Here is an 18,092-nt window from a genome sequence, read left to right on the forward strand (position 1 = left end):
AACCTCCCCTCAGGCAGTTAGTGCTGGTTAACGTGGAGGCAGTGATGGGTGTGTCAGGCCCGATCCGGGTGGTGGTCGCCAAGCCGGGGCTCGACGGCCACGACCGCGGCGCCAAGGTGATCGCGCGTGCGCTGCGCGACGCCGGCATGGAGGTGATCTACACGGGCCTGCACCAGACGCCCGAGCAGGTGGTCGACACCGCGATCCAGGAGGACGCGGACGGCATCGGCCTGTCGATCCTCTCCGGCGCCCACATGACGCTCTGCGCCCGGGTGATCGAGCTGCTCAAGGAGCGGGACGCGGCGGACATCAAGGTGTTCTGCGGCGGCATCGTCCCGGCCGAGGACATCGCCGAGCTCAAGGCGATGGGCGTGGCCGACATCTTCACCCCCGGCACGCCCACCCGGGACGTGGTGGCCTGGGTCGAGGCCAACCTGCGCGCGGCGGGCTGAGCCGGGCTCGGCTCGCGGCCTACGGTTCGAGCTCGGCCAGCATCTCCGCGCGGAAGCGCAGGGTGCCGGCCAGCCGGCCGAAGGTCTCGGCCCACGCGGTGTCCGGCGCCGCGTCGGCCGCCAGCGCCGCCACCGCCGGTGCGGTGGCGGGCGCCAGCGAGCGTTCCGTCAGGCCCAGGACGCCGCTGTGGTTCCACGGGTACGAGCCGGCCGCCGCCGCCCGCTCCAGCGCGGCCACCACGGCGGTGCTGAGCGGCGGGGTCCACGGGGTGGCGCAGGCGCCGAGCAGTTGGAAGGCCTCGCCGGGGCCGTTGACCCGCAGGAAGGCGGCCGTCCAGGCGGCCCGCTCGGCCGGCGGCAGCACCGCGAGCAGCTTGGCCGGCGACCCGGCGATCCCGGCCGACCTGGCCCTGCGCGGTGCCGGGCCGAGCAGCACCCGGGCCCAGTCGGCATCGCCCTGGCGGACGGCGGCCCGGGCCCAGGCCTCGCGCAGCTCGTCGCGCCACTGATCGCCGCCGGAGGCGGCGTCGACCACCGGCAGCGCGAGCAGTTGGGCGGGGGAGCGGCCGAAGGCCGTGGTCCAGGCGGTGAGCGGGGTGGCGGCCAGGATCTCGCCCAGCCACCAGGCCTGCTCGCCGCGCCCGGTGGGCGACTTGGGGGGTATCCCGTCCCGTTGCAGGCTCGCGTCGCAGCTGGTGGGCGGCTCGACCAGCAGCGTGCCGTCCGGAGTGAGGCGTACGGCGGCCAGCGCGCGCTCCGCCATCCGGTGGCCGAGTGCGGAGCCGGGCAGCGTGGAGAGCAACTCGGCGGCGGTGGCCCGGACGTTCTTGCTGCGGTCGCCGAGCGCGGCCTCCAGGAACGGCTCGTCGGCCGGGCCCAGTCCCTCCTGCAAGGCGTCCAGGAAGAGCAGCCGGTCCTCGGCCCGCTCGGCCGGCCAGGTCCCGGCGAGCAGCGCGAGCCCGGCGGCCGGATCCCGGCGGCGCAGCCTGGTCAGCTGGGTGACCCGTTCGGCGAACAGCCCCTCCTGCCAGACGCGGTCCGCGCCGGCCGGCCCGTCCACGCCCGTGGTGCGCATCAGATAGCGCCAGTCCGGGTTCTGCTCGGCCAGCCGGCGGCCGAGCGGGCCGACCAGCACGACCACGTCACCGCGCAGCTCGCTGCGGGCCCGGGCGGCCTCCAGCAGGGCCGGCACCTGGGCGGCGGGCGGGCGGTAGCCGCGCTCGCGGGCGGTGGCCAGCCACTGCGGGAGCAACTCGGTGAGGTTGGCCAGGGCGCCGCCGCCAGCTCGTCCGGCTAGCAGCGCGGTCAGCCGGCGGGCGGCGGGCTCGGGCAGCTCGGGGCGCGGGTCGGCGGGCGGCGGCTGTTCGGGGCGCGCGGCGGGCGGTGGCAGCAGCCCGGCGCGGCGCCGCACCACCGCCAGCGCGGCCAGCTCGAGCAGCGCGGTGGCCGGATCGCTGCGGTCGACGGTGGCGGCAGCGGCCACCGCCGCGGCCGAGCCGTCCGCTTGGGGCAGTGCGCGCCGGTCGGTGCCGAGCAGCGCGGTGCTCTGCAGGTCGGCCCAGTAGTCGCCGGTCATGCCGCTGTTCAGGCCGCTGTTCATGCCGCACCTCGCAGACTCAGGTCGATCGCCCGGCCGGTCCGGTCCCAGACCGTCACGGGGGTGAACCCGCGATGTCCGCACTCGCCGAAGACCGTCAGCGGACGCCCTTCGGCGACGGCCACCAGCCGCCAGAGCGCGGTGCTGTCCACCTCGCCTACTGGTAGCGCGCCCTGATCGTCCGTCAGCAGCCAGCCGTCGGGTCCTCGGACCGGGACCACCTCGGCCAGTGGCACCGGCCAGGCGTCCGTCCACGGGTCCTCGGCAACCGCCTCGCCGTAGTCGGCCACCGCCTCGGCGACGGTCCGCCCGCGGGGCGGGCCGGGGGTCGGGACGGGAGTGTCCTGCCGGGGGCCGAGGACGGCGCGCAGCGGGCGGACACCGGGGTGGAAGGCCAGCTCTGCCTCCATCGAGTGGCCGACGGGCAGCGCGAGTTCGGCCGGCTGCCCGGGGCGGTCGTAGTCGAGCAGCACCGCCTGGCGGCCGCTGCGGGCGCCGCGGAGCCAGAGCCGGCGGCTGGTCAGTGGGCCCTCGACGCGCTCCCGGCAGCCGAGCGCGAGCCAGCGGTCGCGCACCGTGGGGCCGGCCAGCAGCTCGGCGCTGTCGATGCTGAAGCCGACCCTGGACCGGACCGTGGCGGCCAGCGCTCCGGGCAGCTCGTCGACCCGCTGGTAGGCGGCGGCGAGCAGGTCGAGCAGCGCGTACCCGGCCAGCTGCTCCTCGCTCGGCAGCGTGGCCAACTCCCGTACCCGGGCGGCGAGTCCGGGGGCCTGGGCGTCCACCATCCGGGCCGCCACCTCATCCCAGTCGCCGGCCGCGCCGGCCAGCCCCTGGCGCACCCGGTCGGCCAGCCGCAGCCGCAGCTCCCGGGCCCCGTCCGCGACCCGCGCCGCCCGCCGCTCGGCCCGCCGGCGCGCGGCCACCGGATCCGCCGGCCCCCGCGCCGCCCGCTGCCGCCCCGCCGCCCCGTTGGCTGCCCAGTCGGCTGACGTGCCCCCGTCCGGCACCGCCTGCGGCTGCCTGCTCCACAGCAGCAGCAACCCCAGCGCGTGCTTGCACGGAGACTTCCGGCTGGGGCAACTGCACTGGTACGCGGGCCCGGTGAGCTCGACCACCGTCCGGTACGGCGCACCCCCGCTGCCGGCGCACAGCCCCCACACCGTCCCGTCCGCGCTCCCGACCGCCGACCACGCGGCGGGCGCGGAGAACGGGCCGGCGGCGGCCCGTGAGGCGGCGTCAGGTGCGAGGGACAGGATGTGCTCGGTGCTCCAGCGTTCCTCCATGGATCGAACGTAGAGCGGGGGACTGACAGTGCCTCAGAAGCGTCTTGGCGGGTAGACCTTGAAGGTCTTGGTGGAGAGGGGGAAGGAAAAGGGCTCGGGGAGCTCGATGTCCTCGCCGAACTCGCTGGACGCGACGGTGCGGTAGTCGCTGCCACGCGGTTGCGAGTGCAGCTCGCAGATTCCCTCGTTCGGGTCAACGATCAGGTAGAGCGGGATCTCGCTGGCGGCATACCAGGCCCGCTTCTTCGCGTAGTCGCTGTCCCGGTCCGAGGACACGATCTCAACGGCGAGGTCGGCGCGTTGAGCGGGGAACGGGTTCGCGTTGTCGGACGTCTGCTCATGGGTCGTCGCGACGATGTCCGGCTTCGGCTCGAAGCTTCTTACTCCGGGAGCTTCTCGAGCAGGCGCATCAGGTCGTGTGCGGTCTCCGGCACGGTCGCGGTCATCACGGCACCTCCTCGTTCTCTGCGCCCAGGCTAGCGAGAGCGCACGGTCGGTGACCGCCCGATTGTCAGTGCCGGGGTGCAGAGTGGTTCTCGCAGGCGGGCCGGAGCCCTTGGCCCGGGCCTGTCGTCCGTGTGCTGATGCTTCCCGATCATGTCAACCGTCCCGGGCATCGCCATGCCCGTCGGCGGTCGGTCCGAAGGAGCCCTCCATGACCACCATCGACGTTCTGCGGCCGCATGCCGAGGACGCGTTCGCCGCCGAGCTGGCCGCGCTGGCCGAGCAGGACGAGCGGCCGCGGCCCGAGCGGTGGCGGTTGTCGCCGTGGGCGGTGGCGACCTATCTGCTGGGTGGCGAGCTGCCGGACGGCACCGTGATCACGCCCAAGTACGTGGGGCCGCGACGGATCGTGGAGGTGGCGGTGAGCACCCTGGCCACCGATCGGGCGCTGCTGCTGCTCGGGGTGCCGGGGACGGCCAAGACCTGGGTGTCGGAGCATCTGGCGGCGGCCGTCAGCGGGGATTCGACGCTGCTGGTGCAGGGCACGGCGGGGACTTCCGAAGAGGCCGTGCGATACGGCTGGAACTACGCCGAGTTGCTCTCGAACGGGCCGAGCCGGGCCGCGCTGGTGCCCTCGCCGGTGCTGCGGGCGATGGCGGACGGCAAGATCGTCAGGGTCGAGGAGCTGACCCGGATCCCGGCCGACGTGCAGGACAGCCTGATCACCATCCTGTCGGAAAAGACGTTGCCGGTACCGGAGTTGGGCTGGGAAAATCAAGCTGTCCGCGGGTTCAACCTGATCGCCACCGCCAACGATCGAGACCGCGGGGTCAACGAACTCTCCAGTGCGCTGCGCCGCCGTTTCAACACGGTCGTGCTGCCGCTGCCGGCGAGCCTCGACGAGGAGGTCGAGATCGTCGCGCGGCGGGTCGACCAACTCGGCCGCGCGCTGGAGCTGCCCGAGCTGCCGGGCGGCACGCAGGAGATCCGACGAGTGGTCACGGTCTTCCGCGAGCTGCGCGACGGCGTCACCGCTGACGGTCGGACCAAGGTCAAGAGTCCGACCGGCACGCTCTCCACCGCCGAGGCCATCTCGGTGGTCACCAACGGTCTCGCGCTCGCCGCGCACTTCGGCGACGGTGTGCTGCGCGCGCGGGATGTGGCGAGCGGGCTGGTGGGGGCGGTGGTTCGCGACCCCGTCACGGATCAGGTGGTGTGGCGCGAGTACGTGGAGGGCGTGCTGCGCGAGCGGGACGGCTGGAAGGACTTCTACCGGGCTGCCCGGGAGCTGTCCGGATGAACTGATCACCCTACGAGGACAGGGAGTTGGACGATCTGAGCGATCTGTACGACGTGCACGACCCGCGCAAGACACCAGGAAAGGACAAGGGGGAGGACATGACTGGTGAGGTGACCCTGCTGGGCGTACGCCACCACGGACCGGGCTCGGCCCGTGCGGTGGGGGCCGCGCTGGCCGAGCTGCGGCCGGACGCGGTGCTGATCGAGGGACCGCCGGAGGCGGATCCGATCATCGGTCTGGCGGCGGAGCGGGACATGGTGCCGCCGGTCGCGCTGCTCGCGCACGCGGTGCACGACCCGGCCCTGGCGGCGTTCTGGCCGTTCGCCGCGTTCTCGCCCGAGTGGGTGGCGATCCAGCACGCGCTGGCGGCCGAGGTGCCGGTGCGGTTCATCGACCTGCCGGCCGGCAGCGGCTTCGCGCTGCGGGCCGCCGAGGGCTCGGGCCAGGCGTCGGACGAGCCGTCCGGTGCGGCGGCGGACCCGATCGCCCGGCTCGCCGCGGCGGCCGGCCACCCGGACCCGGAGGCCTGGTGGGAGGACGTGGTCGAGCACCGGCTGCCCGGCGGGGACCCGCTCGCGCCGTTCGCGGCGGTGGCCGAGGCGATGGCCGTGCTGCGCGACCCGGACGTCGGCACCCCGGGCTCGCCCAGCGCACACCCCGCCGGCGCGCCCGTGGCCTCGGGCGCGCCCGGCGCGGGCGTGGCGGCCGGGGCGCCCGCCGGGCGGCGTGACGAACTGCGCGAGGCGTACATGCGCCAGCAGATCCGCGCCGCCCGGCGGGCCGGCCACCGCCGGATCGCCGTGGTCTGCGGCGCCTGGCACGTGCCGGCGCTCGGCGCGCTGCCCGCCGCCGGCGCGGACCGCGCGCTGCTCGCCGGGCTCCCGAAGAAGCTCAGGACCGAGATCACCTGGGTGCCCTGGACTCACCGGCGGCTCGCCCAGTGGACCGGCTACGGCGCCGGCATCGAGTCGCCCGGCTGGTACCAGCACCTGTTCGACCGCCCGGCCCGGTCCGCCGGGCCGGGCGGTGGCGGTACCGGCCTGGTCAGCTTCCTGGCCCGGGCCGCCGCACTGCTGCGCGGCGCCGACCACCTGGTCTCCGCCGCGCAGGTCATCGAGTCGGTCCGGCTCGCCGAGACGCTGGCCGCCGTGCGCGGCCGCCCGGCGGCCGGGCTGGCCGAGGCGCTGGACGCGGTCCGCTCGGTGCTCTGCGACGGCTCCGAGGTGGCGCTCGGCCTGGTGCGCGAGCGGCTGGTGGTCGGCGAGGCGCTCGGCCGGGTGCCGGCCGCCACCCCCACCGTGCCGCTGCAGCGCGACCTGTTCCGGCTGCAGCGCACGCTGCGGCTGGCGCCCGACACCGCGGACCGCGAACTGACCCTCGACCTGCGCCGGGAGCTGGACGTGGGCCGCTCGCTGCTGCTGCACCGGCTGCGCCTGCTCGGCGTCGGCTGGGGCACCGAGAACGCTTCCGCCGTCAACTCCACCGGGACCTTCCGGGAGAGCTGGCGGCTGCACTGGGATCCGGAGTTCGCCGTCCGGGTGGTCGAGGCCGCCCAGTGGGGGACCACCGTCGAGGCGGCCGCCACCGCCAAGGTGACGGCGCTGGCCGCCCAGGCCGTCGAACTCGGCGCGCTCACCGGGCTGGCCGAGCACTGCCTGGTGGCCCGGCTGCCCGCCGCGCTGCCCGCGGTGCTGAGCGAACTGGCCGACCGGGCCGCGCTGGACACCGACGCGGCCGAACTCGCCGACGCGCTGCCCGCGCTGGTCCGCGCGCTGCGCTACGGGGACGTCCGCGGCACCGACGCCGGCGCGCTGGAGGGGGTCGCGCAGGGCCTGGCGACCCGGCTCTGCGTCGGCCTGCCGACCGCCTGCACCGGGCTGGACACCGCCGGCGCCGCCGCGATGCGGGCCCGGCTGGACGCGGTGCACGGCGCGATCGGCCTGCTCGGCCGAGCAACCGACGCCCTGTCACCGACCGGGCCAGCGGCGGCCGGGCCAGAACCGGCCGGGCCGCAGACTGCCGGCGACCTCGCCGACCGCTGGGCCGCCGCGCTGGCCGCGCTGGCCCGGCGCGAGCCGGCGGGGAGCGCGGCCACCGGCGTGCCGGGGCTGCTGCGCGGCCGCGCGGTGCGGCTGCTGCTGGACGACGGCCGGCTCGACGCGGCCGAAGCGGCGCGCTCGCTGCGCCTGGTGCTCTCCAGGGCCGCGGTGCCCGCCGACGCGGCCGGCTGGGTCGAGGGCTTCCTCTCCGGCGGCGGCGCCCTGCTGCTGCACGACCCGCGGCTGCTCACGCTGCTCGACGGCTGGCTGGCCGAGGTGCCGGGCGACACGTTCATCGACCTGCTGCCGCTGCTCAGACGCACCTTCGCCACGCTGGAGGCCGGCGTGCGCCACACCGTCGGCGCGCGGGTGGCCGCCGGCCGGCTGGGCCCGGGCGGTGGCGCCGCCGGCCCGGCCGAGGAGCTGGACCAGGCCCGCGCCGACGCGGCGCTGCCCACCGTGCTGCGCCTGCTGGGCCGCGCCGCGCCACCCGACCCGCCCGCGGCGACGCCCGTCCGGATCCCCCGTCAGCTGGACCGCAGGAGTGCCGCATGACGACCGGGAGCGAGCTGGACCCCGACCAGGAGCGGTTGCGCCGCTGGCGTCTGGTGCTCGGCGGCGAGGCCGAGAGCACCGGCTACCGGCCGGTCGGCCGGGACGCGGGCATCGACCGCACGCTCGCCGCCCTCTACCGCGCCGCGCCGCACGACCCGCAGAGCGCCCGGGGTCAGAGCCGCTCGGCGGGCCTGGGCGCCAGCGCCCCGCAGGTGGCCCGCTGGCTCGGCGACATCCGCGAGTACTTCCCGACCTCGGTGGTCCAGCTGCTGCAGCAGGATGCGATCAGCCGCCTGGGCCTGTCCCGCCTGCTGCTCGAACCGGAGATGCTGGCGGCCGTCGAGCCGGACGTCCACCTGGTCACCACCCTGCTCTCGCTCAAGCACGCGCTGCCCGAGACCACCCGGCAGAGCGCTCGCCAGGTGGTCGGCAAGGTGGTCGCCGACCTGGAGCGCCGGCTGGCCGACCGGACCCGGGCCACGCTGACCGGCGGGTTGGACCGCGGTGCCCGGGTACGGCGCCCGCGCCACCGCGACATCGACTGGGACCGCACCATCCGCGCCAATCTGGGCAGCTACCTGCCCGAGTACCGCACCGTGGTCCCCGAGCGCCTGGTCGGCCATGCCCGGGCCCGGCGCGCGCTGACCAAGGAGGTGATCCTCTGTGTCGACCAGTCCGGCTCGATGGCGGCCTCCGTGGTGTACGCGGCGGTCTTCGGCGCGGTGCTCAGCTCGATGCGCACGCTGGACACCCGGCTGGTGGTGTTCGACACCTCGGTGGTCGACCTGACCGAGCAACTGGCCGACCCGGTCGACGTCCTGTTCGCCACTCAGCTGGGCGGCGGCACCGACATCGACCGCGCGCTGGCCTACTGCCAGTCCCGGATCACTCGTCCGGCTGAGACCGTGCTGGTCCTCATCAGTGATCTCCACGAGGGCGGGGCCCGGGACGGGATGCTGCGGCGGGTGGCGGCGATGAAGGCCGCCGGGGTCCAGTTCATCGCGCTGCTGGCGCTCAGTGACGAGGGCGCTCCCGGCTACGACCACGCGCACGCCGCCGCGCTGGCCGCGCTCGGCTGCCCGGCCTTCGCCTGCACCCCGGACGGCTTCCCCGAGATCATGGCGGCGGCGCTGGCGAAGCGCCCGCTGCCACTGCCGGACAGCGGGTCGGCCGTGAGGTGAACAGTGGGCGCGCGAACCCCGGTGACGCACCCGCTGTGACGGTTCTCACCCGATCCGGGCGGCCGACCGGCGAATCCGGCCGGTCCTGCGGCGATACCCTGCCAGACGGACGTGACGCGCGTGTTGATTGACGTGTGCGCCCGAGACCGCGTGGGCCGCAAGGCCGCAACTCTGCGTACCCGCACGGCCCCGACGACCCGCAGCGAAGATCCTGCCGTGGCACGCTCGTAGAGACACAATCCGCGACCACGAACAAGGACGAACACACGTGGACCTGTTCGAGTACCAGGCGAGGGACCTCTTCGCCAAGCACGGTGTACCCGTGCTCGATGGCGAGGTCATCGAGAACGCTGAGGACGCTCGCGCGATCGCCGAGCGCTTCGGTGGACGCGCCGTCGTCAAGGCTCAGGTGAAGGTCGGTGGCCGTGGCAAGGCCGGCGGCGTCAAGCTCGCCGCCGACCCGGCCGACGCTGTCGCCAAGGCCGACGCGATCCTCGGCATGGACATCAAGGGCCACACCGTGCACAAGGTGATGCTGGCCGAGACCGCGGACATCAAGGAGGAGTACTACGTCTCCTTCCTGCTGGACCGCGCCAACCGCACCTTCCTGGCGATGGCCAGCAAGGAGGGCGGCGTCGAGATCGAGGTCGTCGCCGAGGAGAACCCCGAGGCGCTGGCCAAGGTCTCCGTCGACGCGAACGAGGGCTGCACCGCCGAGAAGGCCGCCGAGATCGTCGCCGCCGCGAAGTTCCCGGCCGAGATCGCCGACCAGGTGATCGTGGTCCTGCAGCGCCTGTGGGACGTCTTCATCAAGGAAGACGCCCTGCTGGTCGAGGTCAACCCGCTGGTCAAGACCGGTGACGGCAAGGTCATCGCGCTCGACGGCAAGGTCTCGCTGGACGAGAACGCCGAGTTCCGCCAGGCGGAGCACGAGGCGCTGGTCGACCACGCCGCGGCCAACCCGCTGGAGGCCGCCGCCAAGGCCAAGAACCTCAACTACGTCAAGCTCGACGGTGAGGTCGGCATCATCGGCAACGGCGCGGGTCTCGTCATGAGCACCCTGGACGTCGTCGCCTACGCCGGTGAGAACCACGGTGGCGTCAAGCCCGCCAACTTCCTCGACATCGGCGGCGGCGCCTCCGCCGAGGTGATGGCGAACGGCCTGGAGATCATCCTGGGCGACGCCGACGTCAAGTCGGTCTTCGTCAACGTCTTCGGTGGCATCACCGCGTGCGACGCGGTCGCCAACGGCATCGTGCAGGCCCTGGAGCTCCTGGAGAGCAAGGGCGAGGCCGTCACCAAGCCGCTGGTCGTCCGCCTGGACGGCAACAACGCGGAGCTGGGTCGCAAGATCCTGACCGACCGCAACCACCCGCTGGTCGAGCAGGTGGACACCATGGACGGCGCCGCTGACCGCGCCGCCGAGCTGGCCAACGCGAAGTAAGGAAGGGGACTCTCACCATGGCTATCTTCCTTACCGAGGACAGCAAGGTCATCGTTCAGGGCATGACCGGCTCCGAGGGCATGAAGCACACCCGTCGGATGCTCGCCTCCGGCACCAAGATCGTCGGCGGCGTGAACCCGCGCAAGGCCGGCACCACGGTTGACGTCGACGGCACCGAGGTGCCCGTCTTCGGCTCCGTCGCCGAGGCCATCAAGCAGACCGGCGCCGACGTCAGCGTCATCTTCGTGCCGCCGGCCTTCACCAAGAGCGCGGTCGTCGAGGCGATCGACGCCGAGATCCCGCTCGCGGTCGTCATCACCGAGGGCGTCCCGGTGCACGACAGCGCCTCGTTCTGGGCCTACGCCGGCGAGAAGGGCAACAAGACCCAGATCATCGGCCCGAACTGCCCCGGCCTGATCTCCCCCGGGAAGTCCAACGCGGGCATCATCCCGGCGGACATCACCAAGGCGGGCAAGATCGGCCTGGTCTCCAAGTCCGGCACGCTGACCTACCAGCTCATGTACGAGCTGCGCGACCTCGGCTTCTCCTCGGCCGTCGGCATCGGTGGCGACCCGGTCATCGGGACCACCCACATCGACGCGCTGCGCGCGTTCGAGGCCGACCCGGAGACCGAGATCATCGTGATGATCGGTGAGATCGGTGGCGACGCCGAGGAGCGCGCCGCGGCCTTCATCAAGGAGAACGTGACCAAGCCGGTCGTCGGCTACGTCGCGGGCTTCACCGCCCCGGAGGGCAAGACCATGGGCCACGCCGGCGCCATCGTCTCGGGCTCCTCGGGCACCGCTCAGGCGAAGAAGGAGGCCCTGGAGGCCGCCGGTGTCAAGGTCGGCAAGACGCCGTCCGAGACCGCTCGCCTGGCGCGTGAGCTGATCAAGGGCTGACGCTCGGTCAGCAGTGTCTGCTGCCGCACCCCGGACCGGTTCGCCGGTCCGGGGTGCGGCGTTTTTCCGGGGCCGCACCAGAAGCTGCGGATGCCCGGGGTGCCGGCCGGGGTGGCCGGTCCCGCGCTGCCGTTCGCGGTGCCGGTGCAGAGCGGGGCCGGGACGGGGCGGGGGTTGAACCAGGCCGACGGGCCGTGCCCGTCCAGGGTGCCGGTGATCGAGGCCGTGGTGGCCAGCACCAGCAGCGCGGCGCCGGCCGGCAGCGCCAGGGCCCGCGCCCGGGCGGCGGCCCGGCACCGCAGGTCGGCCTGCCGGGGCTCGGCGCCGCTCGGGCAGCCGCGCACGGCGGCCTGGTAGAGCAGCCCACCGAGCCGCGGCGCGAAGTCGGGGGCGGCCGGATCGGGGCCGACCAGCGCGGGCACCGCGCGGACCAGGTCGAGGTGCGCGGCGTGCAGCCGGTGGCCGACGGCGGCCGCGCTGGCCTCGACCTCGACGGCGATCTCCGCCGCCGCCAGGCCGAGCGCGTCGTGCAGCACCACGACCTGGCGGCGCGCGCGGCTCAGCCGGCGCAGCGCGGTGAGCAGTTCCAGGTCGTGCGCGGTGAGCGCGGAGTCGAGCGGCGGGGTGCGGTGCCGCGACCGCGGACCCAGCGGGTACCAGGGAGTGAGCGCCGTCGCGAAGGCGCGGGTGCGCAGCCAGCGCGCGGGGTCGGGCTCGGCGGCCAGCTCGGACCAGCGGTTCCAGGCGCTGCCCAGGGCCTGCCGGGTGGCGCGCTCCGCACCGCGGCGGTGGCCGGCGGTGAGCAGGAAGGTCTGCTGCAGCAGCTCGTCGTACGAACGTTCGTAGAGCTTCTGGTAGTTCGCCGACGTGGACGGCGATGCGGCGGCGAGCGAAGAATTTTGACGCATGATCAGATGATCGGGGACACGTCGACGGCTCGCTCCTGCACGGGGCAGGACGAGTGACGGCGGCACCATGAGGCACATGACGCAGCATCTGATGGGCCGTCCGTTGCCGCGCGCGATCGGCGCGTTCGACTCCGCGCCGGTCCTCGCGGGCGCCGCGGCGGCGCTGCTCGGACTCGCCGTGGTCGGGGCCCCGGTGCTGGTCCTCTGGGTCCTGACGGCCGCTCCGCAGGACAGCGCCGCCGACGCCGCCCGGCTGGCCGGCGCGCTCTGGCTGCTCGGCCACGGCGGGCCGTTGAGCCGGGGCGGCGGCGGTGTCCCGCTCGCGCTCACCCCGCTGCTGCTGACCGTGTGCAGCGCGCTGCTGCTGCGGCAGGGCGCCGCCCAGGTGGCGGCCCGGCCGGGCGTCCGGGGCCAGGCGGTGCCCGCCGCGCTCTGCGCCGGATACCTCGCGGTGGCGCTGCCGGTGGCACTCGCCTGCGCCCGGGCCGGCGCGCTGCGGGCCCGGCCGCTGCCCGACCTGCTGGCGGTGCTCGCCGTGGCCTACCCGGCCGCGCTGGCGGGCGCCGGGGCCGCACCGGCCTGGTGGTCGACCCTGCGTGCGCGGATCTCGGACCCGCTGCTCGCCCGGCTTCCGAACCGGCTGCGCGAGCTGATGCCCGGGCGCCCGGCGCTCGGCGCCGTGGCGGTGGCGGCCGGCCGGGCCGCGGCGGCGGCGCTGCTGACCCTGGTGGCCGGCGGGGCGCTGCTGCTCGGCGCGGTGCTGCTGCTGCGCACCGACAGCACCGGGCCCGCGCTGCGCACGCTGACCGGCGGCAGCCTGCCCGGGGCGCTCGGCCTGCTGCTCTGCTGCCTGCTGCTGGTGCCCAACGCGGTGCTCTGGAGCATCGGTTACGCACTCGGGCCGGGTTTCGCGCTGGGGGTCGGCACGGTGGTGGCGCCCGGCCGGCTGACGCCCGGCCCGAGCCTGGACTTCCCGCTGCTGGCCCTGGTGCCGACCACCGCCTCGGCCTGGCAGCGGCTGGTGCTGGTGGTCCCGGTGCTGGCAGGCCTGGCGGCCGCCGGGCTGCTCGCCCGGGCAGCGGTGGCGCCCGGCGCCACGCCGCCGTCCGCCGGGGCACCCGCCCGGTGGCGTCCCGGCGCCACCGCGCTCGCCGCCGGGCTGAGCGCGCTCGTGGTCGGCCTGGCGGTGGCCCTCGGCGCCCGGCTGGCCGGGGGAGCGGTCGGCGCCGGGCGGATGGCGCAGCTGGGACCCTCGGCGTTCTGCGGGCTGGCGGCGGCCGGCTGGGTGGCGGTGGTGGCGGTCCCCGGCGCGCCCGCGCTGCGCTGGTGGCTGCTGCGCCGGGCGGCGGGTGACCTGCCGGCCTAGGACCTGGGGGACGGACATCGTGCTGATGGCGGGCACAAGGCTGGTTGACAGGATGCGCGGCCAGTGTCGGACGCGGTGCGGGTGGCGGAGCCGACGCCACCCGCTGACGCCCTCCTGGGATGGGAAAGGGATCCGATGACTCCTGCGCCTGACAACCGGACCGAGTTGTCCGTCGTCATTCCGATGTACAACGAGCAGGAGGCGCTGCCCGCCCTGGTCGCCCGGCTTCGCCCGGCCCTGGACGGCACCGGCGTCCGCTACGAGGTCGTCGCGGTGAACGACGGCAGCACCGACGGTACGTCCGCGCTGCTGCGCGAGCTGCGCGGCGAGTGGAGTGAGCTGCGGGTGGTGGAGCTGCGTCGCAACTCGGGGCATCAGGCGGCGCTGACGGCGGGTCTGCACAGCGCCGTGGGCGCGTATGTGGCGAGCATCGACGCGGACCTGCAGGATCCGCCGGAGAAGATCGCCGAGATGCTGGAGCTCGCCAGGCGCGACGACCTCGACATCGTCTACGGGGTGCGGTCGGACCGCAGCACCGACAGCGGGTTCAAGCGTCGTACGGCGGGTCTGTACTACTGGCTGATGCGCCGGCTGGTCGGTAAGCGGGTGCCTTCGCAGGCGGGTGACTTCCGGCTGTTGAGCCGCGAGGCGGTCGACGCGCTGAAGGCGTTGCCGGATCAGCAGCAGGTCTACCGGTTGCTGGTGCCGTGGCTGGGCTTTCGCAGTGGTCAGGTCACGTATCACCGTGACGAGCGGGTGGCGGGGGAGACCAAGTACCCGTTGAGCAAGATGATCCGCCTGGCGGTGGACAGCATCACCAACTTCTCCGCGGCGCCGTTGCGGATCGCGACCTGGCTGGGCGTGGCGAGCTTCTTCGCGTGCTTCGGGATGTCGATCGCGACGCTGGCGGTCCACCTGGCGGGTCACACCGTGCCGGGGTGGACCTCGCTGTTCGTCGGGATGCTCTTCATCGGTGGCATCCAGCTGATCTGCGTCGGTCTGCTGGGCGAGTACATAGGACGGATCTACACCGCCGTGCAGAGCCGTCCCACCTACTTCATCGGCTACGACTCGGCCGACGACGGCCAGGAGTCGGCGAACTTCGCGGCACCCCGGGAGCCGGAGCTGACCGAGGTGCGCTGACCGACCCCGGGAGCCGTGTCGGCGGGGGCGGCGGGCTGCGGGCGGCTCAGTTCTGCGGGTCGGTGAGGGTGACCACCCACTGCGGGGCCAGGGTCGAGCAGCTCTGCTGGCCCACCGCGGTCAGCGAGTCGTTGACGCAGGTGAAGTACGGGCGGTAGGCCAGCTGCACCGAGAAGAAGCTGAGCACCAGGAAGATGGCCACCCCGCCGGTGAGCAGGCCGCCGAGTGCCGCCGGCATCTGCGGGCGGCTGCGCTGGCCGTAGGGCCAGGTGACCGGGGCGCCGCTCGGGGCCTCGGCCGCGCGCTCCGCGGTCCGCTCGGCAGTCCGCTCGACGGCCGCCGTGCTCGCCGCGTTCGCTGTGCTTGCCGCGTTCGCCGTGCTGGCCGGGTTCGGTGCGGTGGCCGGGCGCAGCGCGCTGATGCCCCAGTAGAGGGCGAGGGCACCGAACAGCAGGGCGAGCGAGGCGATGTTCTGCAGCCCGCAGAAGAGCGCGGCCATGCCGCTCATCAACGCGTAGCGCGAGCGGCGGTGCTGCGGGTCGTTGGGGTCGAAGCGCGGCTGCTGCGGACCCGGCTGGCGGTCCGGCCAGCCCGGGCCGCCACCGCCCTGCCAGTTCGGGCTCCACGGGTGCGGCGGCGGCACCGGCGCTCTGCCGGGCCGGCCCTCACCGGTGGGGCGGTCGCCGTCCTCGGGTTCGCCCTGGGGCGCGCCGTCCGAGGGCCCCTGCGGGAGGCGCGGCCGCCACGGCTGGTCCGGGGCATCCTCCGGCGGCGGAGCGAAGGGGTTGCGCTCGTCGCTGCTCTTGCCGCTGCTCATGTCGGTCGAGGTCCTCATCGTCGTAGGGCGTCGCGACCCATGATCCCGCAGGCCGATGAGGAGCTGAGCCCGGCCTGCCGTTCGCGGTGCCACGGTCCTGAGAGCGGCTCGTCGGGCGGCGCCGGGAGATCCCGCTCTCATCTACGCGCGTCAAGCAGAATCCCTGGCCAACCTGCGTTCAACCAGCCGTTATCGTGGTGACGGTCGGCAGCTCTCCCAGGTTCCCGGGCTCCTCGCACGCCGCGCGCATCCGGCGAACCCACCGGCCGCCGACCTGCCGCCTGTCCGTAGTGGCCCCACCGCCCGGTGGACGTACCAGCGGGCGGGCACCCGACGTTTACGGAGATCCAGCGCAGTGGCTGCCGCTCACCCGCTCGCCTTCCCGCCCCCGTCCGACCGCCCTGCCCGGCTGCTGGTCCTGGTGTCCGGCTCCGGCACCAACCTCCAGGCCCTGATCGAGGCGGTCGCCGATCCCGGCTACGGCGCCGAGATCGTCGCCGTCGGTGCCGACCGGGACGGCATCGCGGGGCTCGAGCGCGCCGAGCGCGCCGGCATCCCGACCTTCGTGCACCGGGTGAAGGACTACCCCGACCGGGCCGCCTGGGACACCGCGCTGACCGCGGCCGTGCAGGCCTGGCAGCCCGACCTGGTGATCACCGCCGGCTTCATGAAGATCCTCGGTGAGCGCTTCCTGGGCGCCTGGAGCGGCCGGATCGTCAACACCCACCCTGCCCTGCTGCCCGCCTTCCCCGGCGCCCACGGCGTTTCCGACGCGCTCGCCTACGGGGTCAAGGTCACCGGCTGCACCGTCCACCTGGTCGACGCCGGGGTGGACACCGGTCCGATCATCGCGCAGGGCGTCGTGCAGGTCACCGACGCCGACCATGCCGATGGCGGCGAAGCGCTGCACGAGCGCATCAAGACTGTCGAGCGTCAGCTGCTCGTCGAGGTCGTGGGCCGTCTCGCCCGCGAAGGACACCGCATCGAAGACCGAAAGGTTTGGATCCCGGCATGAGTTCCGCCCCCCACGCCGCGCCGCCCGTCTCCGAGGACATCCGTCCGATCCGCCGCGCGCTGGTCAGCGTGTACGACAAGACCGGCCTGGAGGAGCTGGCCCAGGGCCTGCACGCCGCCGGGGTCGAGCTGGTCTCCACCGGCTCCACCGCCGCCAGGATCGCCGCCGCCGGCGTCCCGGTCACCGAGGTCTCCGAGCTCACCGGCTTCCCGGAGTGCCTGGACGGGCGCGTGAAGACGCTGCACCCCCGGGTGCACGCCGGCGTGCTGGCCGACCTGCGCCTGGAGTCGCACCGCGCGCAGCTGGCCGAGCTGGGCATCGAGCCCTTCGACCTGGTCGTGGTGAACCTCTACCCGTTCGCCGCCACCGTCGCCTCCGGCGCCACCCCGGACGAGTGCGTCGAGCAGATCGACATCGGCGGCCCGAGCATGGTGCGCGCCGCCGCCAAGAACCACCCCTCGGTCGCGGTGGTGGTCGACCCGGCCCGCTACGCGGACGTGCTGGCCGCCGTCCGGGCCGGCGGGTTCGACCTGCTGACCCGCAAGCGGCTGGCCGGCGCGGCCTTCGCGCACACCGCCGCGTACGACGTCGCGGTGGCGCAGTGGTTCGAGGTCTCGGGCTACACCGAGTCCGAGGAGCCGTTCCCGGCCTTCCTCGGCGCCACCTGGGAGCGCTCGAACGTGCTGCGGTACGGCGAGAACCCGCACCAGCGCGCGGCGCTCTACACCGACGGCACCGGGGGCCTCGCGGCCGCCGAGCAGCTGCACGGCAAGGAGATGTCCTACAACAACTACGTCGACACCGACGCCGCCCGCCGCGCCGCCTACGACCACGCGGGCCCGGCCGTCGCGATCATCAAGCACGCCAACCCGTGCGGCATCGCGGTCGGCGCGGACGTCGCGGAGGCGCACCGCAAGGCGCACGCCTGCGACCCGCTCTCCGCGTTCGGTGGCGTGATCGCGGTCAACCGCCCGGTCACCGTCGAGCTGGCCGAGCAGATCGCGCCGATCTTCACCGAGGTCGTCGTCGCCCCCGACTATGAGGCGGGCGCCGTCGAGGTGCTCGCCCGCAAGAAGAACATCCGCGTGCTGCGCGCGCCCGAGGCCCCGTGCGAGCGCCGGGAGGCCCGCCGGATCAGCGGTGGCCTGCTCTTCCAGCAGCTCGACCGGGTGGACGCCCCCGGTGACGACCCGTCGACCTGGACGCTGGCCACCGGTGAGGCGCTCTCCGAGGCCGAGCTGGCCGAGCTGGCCTTCGCCTGGATCTCCTGCCGCGCCGTCAAGTCCAACGCGATCCTGCTGGCCAAGGACGGCGCCTCGGTCGGGGTCGGCATGGGCCAGGTCAACCGGGTCGACTCCGCCAAGCTCGCGGTCGCCCGCGCCGGGGAGCGTGCCGCCGGTTCGTTCGCCGCCTCCGACGCGTTCTTCCCGTTCGCCGACGGCCTGCAGATCCTGCTCGACGCCGGCGTCAAGGCCGTGGTCCAGCCGGGCGGCTCGGTGCGGGACGAGGAGGTCATCGCGGCGGCCGCGGCGGCCGGGGTGACCATGTACTTCACCGGGACCCGGCACTTCTTCCACTGATCGTGCCGATCGGCTGACGGGCCGTGGGATCTCTCCCACGGCCCGTCAGCCGTCTCGTTGTCTTTT

The 18,092-nt window shown here is 74.3% G+C and carries 15 protein-coding genes; 10 read left to right on the forward strand and 5 right to left on the reverse strand.

The genetic code is table 11. The features are described 5' to 3' along the window. The first annotated feature begins 44 nt into the window (after positions 1-44). The gene (locus P3T41_RS24505; RefSeq protein ID WP_280692299.1) at positions 45-452 is read left to right on the forward strand and encodes a cobalamin B12-binding domain-containing protein; all 408 of its coding nucleotides are present in this window, start codon (positions 45-47) and stop codon (positions 450-452) included. 19 nt (positions 453-471) lie between these two features. Here P3T41_RS24505 and P3T41_RS24510 read toward each other — a convergent pair whose 3' ends face one another. The 3 genes from P3T41_RS24510 to P3T41_RS24520 are packed head-to-tail and all read right to left on the reverse strand — an operon-like array spanning position 472 to position 3,860. Beyond that, the gene (locus tag P3T41_RS24510) at positions 472-2,052 is read right to left on the reverse strand and encodes a DUF5691 domain-containing protein (protein WP_280692300.1); all 1,581 of its coding nucleotides are present in this window, start codon (positions 2,050-2,052) and stop codon (positions 472-474) included. Continuing rightward, positions 2,049-3,332, reverse strand: a complete 1,284-nt coding sequence (locus P3T41_RS24515; RefSeq protein WP_280692302.1) for an SWIM zinc finger domain-containing protein — start codon at positions 3,330-3,332, stop codon at positions 2,049-2,051. The genes P3T41_RS24510 and P3T41_RS24515 overlap by 4 nt, the downstream gene beginning before the upstream one ends. Positions 3,333-3,365: 33 nt before the next feature. After that, positions 3,366-3,860 carry a Uma2 family endonuclease gene (locus P3T41_RS24520; protein ID WP_280692467.1) on the reverse strand — a complete coding sequence of 165 codons (495 nt, stop codon included), beginning with the start codon at positions 3,858-3,860 and terminating at the stop codon, positions 3,366-3,368. A 127-nt stretch (positions 3,861-3,987) separates the two neighbouring features. Here P3T41_RS24520 and P3T41_RS24525 point away from each other — a divergent pair, with 127 nt between their 5' ends. From P3T41_RS24525 to sucD, 5 genes are all read left to right on the forward strand, one after another. Then, positions 3,988-5,076, forward strand: a complete 1,089-nt coding sequence (locus P3T41_RS24525) for an AAA family ATPase (protein WP_280692304.1) — start codon at positions 3,988-3,990, stop codon at positions 5,074-5,076. A gap of 98 nt (positions 5,077-5,174) precedes the next feature. After that, entirely contained in the window at positions 5,175-7,670 is a 2,496-nt protein-coding gene (locus tag P3T41_RS24530; protein ID WP_280692468.1) for a DUF5682 family protein, read from the forward strand. Continuing rightward, the gene (locus tag P3T41_RS24535; RefSeq protein WP_280692306.1) at positions 7,667-8,851 is read left to right on the forward strand and encodes a VWA domain-containing protein; all 1,185 of its coding nucleotides are present in this window, start codon (positions 7,667-7,669) and stop codon (positions 8,849-8,851) included. Before P3T41_RS24530 ends, P3T41_RS24535 begins: the two co-directional genes overlap by 4 nt. Before the next feature lie 268 nt (positions 8,852-9,119). Next, positions 9,120-10,295, forward strand: coding sequence for an ADP-forming succinate--CoA ligase subunit beta (gene sucC, locus P3T41_RS24540; protein WP_280692307.1), 1,176 nt, complete (start codon positions 9,120-9,122; stop codon positions 10,293-10,295). A gap of 17 nt (positions 10,296-10,312) precedes the next feature. Further along, on the forward strand, positions 10,313-11,197 hold the full coding sequence (sucD, locus tag P3T41_RS24545; RefSeq protein ID WP_280692309.1) for a succinate--CoA ligase subunit alpha: 885 nt from the start codon (positions 10,313-10,315) through the stop codon (positions 11,195-11,197). Here the strand turns inward: sucD and P3T41_RS24550 are convergent. Then, positions 11,101-12,105, reverse strand: a complete 1,005-nt coding sequence (locus P3T41_RS24550; protein ID WP_280692311.1) for a sigma factor-like helix-turn-helix DNA-binding protein — start codon at positions 12,103-12,105, stop codon at positions 11,101-11,103. The genes sucD and P3T41_RS24550 overlap by 97 nt on opposite strands. Positions 12,106-12,181: 76 nt before the next feature. Between P3T41_RS24550 and P3T41_RS24555 the strand changes: the two genes are divergently transcribed. Continuing rightward, positions 12,182-13,471 carry a DUF6350 family protein gene (locus P3T41_RS24555; protein WP_280692313.1) on the forward strand — a complete coding sequence of 430 codons (1,290 nt, stop codon included), beginning with the start codon at positions 12,182-12,184 and terminating at the stop codon, positions 13,469-13,471. 135 nt (positions 13,472-13,606) lie between these two features. Next, on the forward strand, positions 13,607-14,614 hold the full coding sequence (locus P3T41_RS24560) for a glycosyltransferase family 2 protein (RefSeq protein ID WP_280692315.1): 1,008 nt from the start codon (positions 13,607-13,609) through the stop codon (positions 14,612-14,614). Between the two features lie 46 nt (positions 14,615-14,660). Here P3T41_RS24560 and P3T41_RS24565 read toward each other — a convergent pair whose 3' ends face one another. After that, complete coding sequence (locus P3T41_RS24565) at positions 14,661-15,449, reverse strand: hypothetical protein (protein ID WP_280692316.1); 789 nt, start codon at positions 15,447-15,449, stop codon at positions 14,661-14,663. A 337-nt stretch (positions 15,450-15,786) separates the two neighbouring features. On the opposite strand from P3T41_RS24565, the gene purN reads away from it, so the two are divergent. Beyond that, entirely contained in the window at positions 15,787-16,446 is a 660-nt protein-coding gene (purN, locus tag P3T41_RS24570; RefSeq protein WP_280692318.1) for a phosphoribosylglycinamide formyltransferase, read from the forward strand. Continuing rightward, the gene (gene purH / locus P3T41_RS24575; RefSeq protein WP_280692319.1) at positions 16,443-18,026 is read left to right on the forward strand and encodes a bifunctional phosphoribosylaminoimidazolecarboxamide formyltransferase/IMP cyclohydrolase; all 1,584 of its coding nucleotides are present in this window, start codon (positions 16,443-16,445) and stop codon (positions 18,024-18,026) included. Before purN ends, purH begins: the two co-directional genes overlap by 4 nt. The last annotated feature ends 66 nt before the right edge of the window (positions 18,027-18,092 follow it).

Source organism: Kitasatospora sp. GAS204B, from assembly GCF_029892155.1.
Taxonomy (GTDB): Bacteria; Actinomycetota; Actinomycetes; order Streptomycetales; family Streptomycetaceae; genus Kitasatospora.

Bases quoted from the DNA above. Each gene is read 5' to 3' on its own strand.
- P3T41_RS24550 (WP_280692311.1), bottom strand. From the start codon at position 12,105: ATGCGTCAAAATTCTTCGCTCGCCGCCGCATCGCCGTCCACGTCGGCG.
- P3T41_RS24555 (WP_280692313.1), top strand. From the start codon at position 12,182: ATGACGCAGCATCTGATGGGCCGTCCGTTGCCGCGCGCGATCGGCGCG.
- P3T41_RS24530 (WP_280692468.1), top strand. From the start codon at position 5,175: ATGACTGGTGAGGTGACCCTGCTGGGCGTACGCCACCACGGACCGGGC.
- purH (WP_280692319.1), top strand. From the start codon at position 16,443: ATGAGTTCCGCCCCCCACGCCGCGCCGCCCGTCTCCGAGGACATCCGT.
- P3T41_RS24505 (WP_280692299.1), top strand. From the start codon at position 45: ATGGGTGTGTCAGGCCCGATCCGGGTGGTGGTCGCCAAGCCGGGGCTC.
- P3T41_RS24515 (WP_280692302.1), bottom strand. From the start codon at position 3,332: ATGGAGGAACGCTGGAGCACCGAGCACATCCTGTCCCTCGCACCTGAC.
- P3T41_RS24535 (WP_280692306.1), top strand. From the start codon at position 7,667: ATGACGACCGGGAGCGAGCTGGACCCCGACCAGGAGCGGTTGCGCCGC.
- P3T41_RS24510 (WP_280692300.1), bottom strand. From the start codon at position 2,052: ATGAACAGCGGCCTGAACAGCGGCATGACCGGCGACTACTGGGCCGAC.
- P3T41_RS24525 (WP_280692304.1), top strand. From the start codon at position 3,988: ATGACCACCATCGACGTTCTGCGGCCGCATGCCGAGGACGCGTTCGCC.
- P3T41_RS24565 (WP_280692316.1), bottom strand. From the start codon at position 15,449: ATGAGGACCTCGACCGACATGAGCAGCGGCAAGAGCAGCGACGAGCGC.
- P3T41_RS24560 (WP_280692315.1), top strand. From the start codon at position 13,607: ATGACTCCTGCGCCTGACAACCGGACCGAGTTGTCCGTCGTCATTCCG.
- sucD (WP_280692309.1), top strand. From the start codon at position 10,313: ATGGCTATCTTCCTTACCGAGGACAGCAAGGTCATCGTTCAGGGCATG.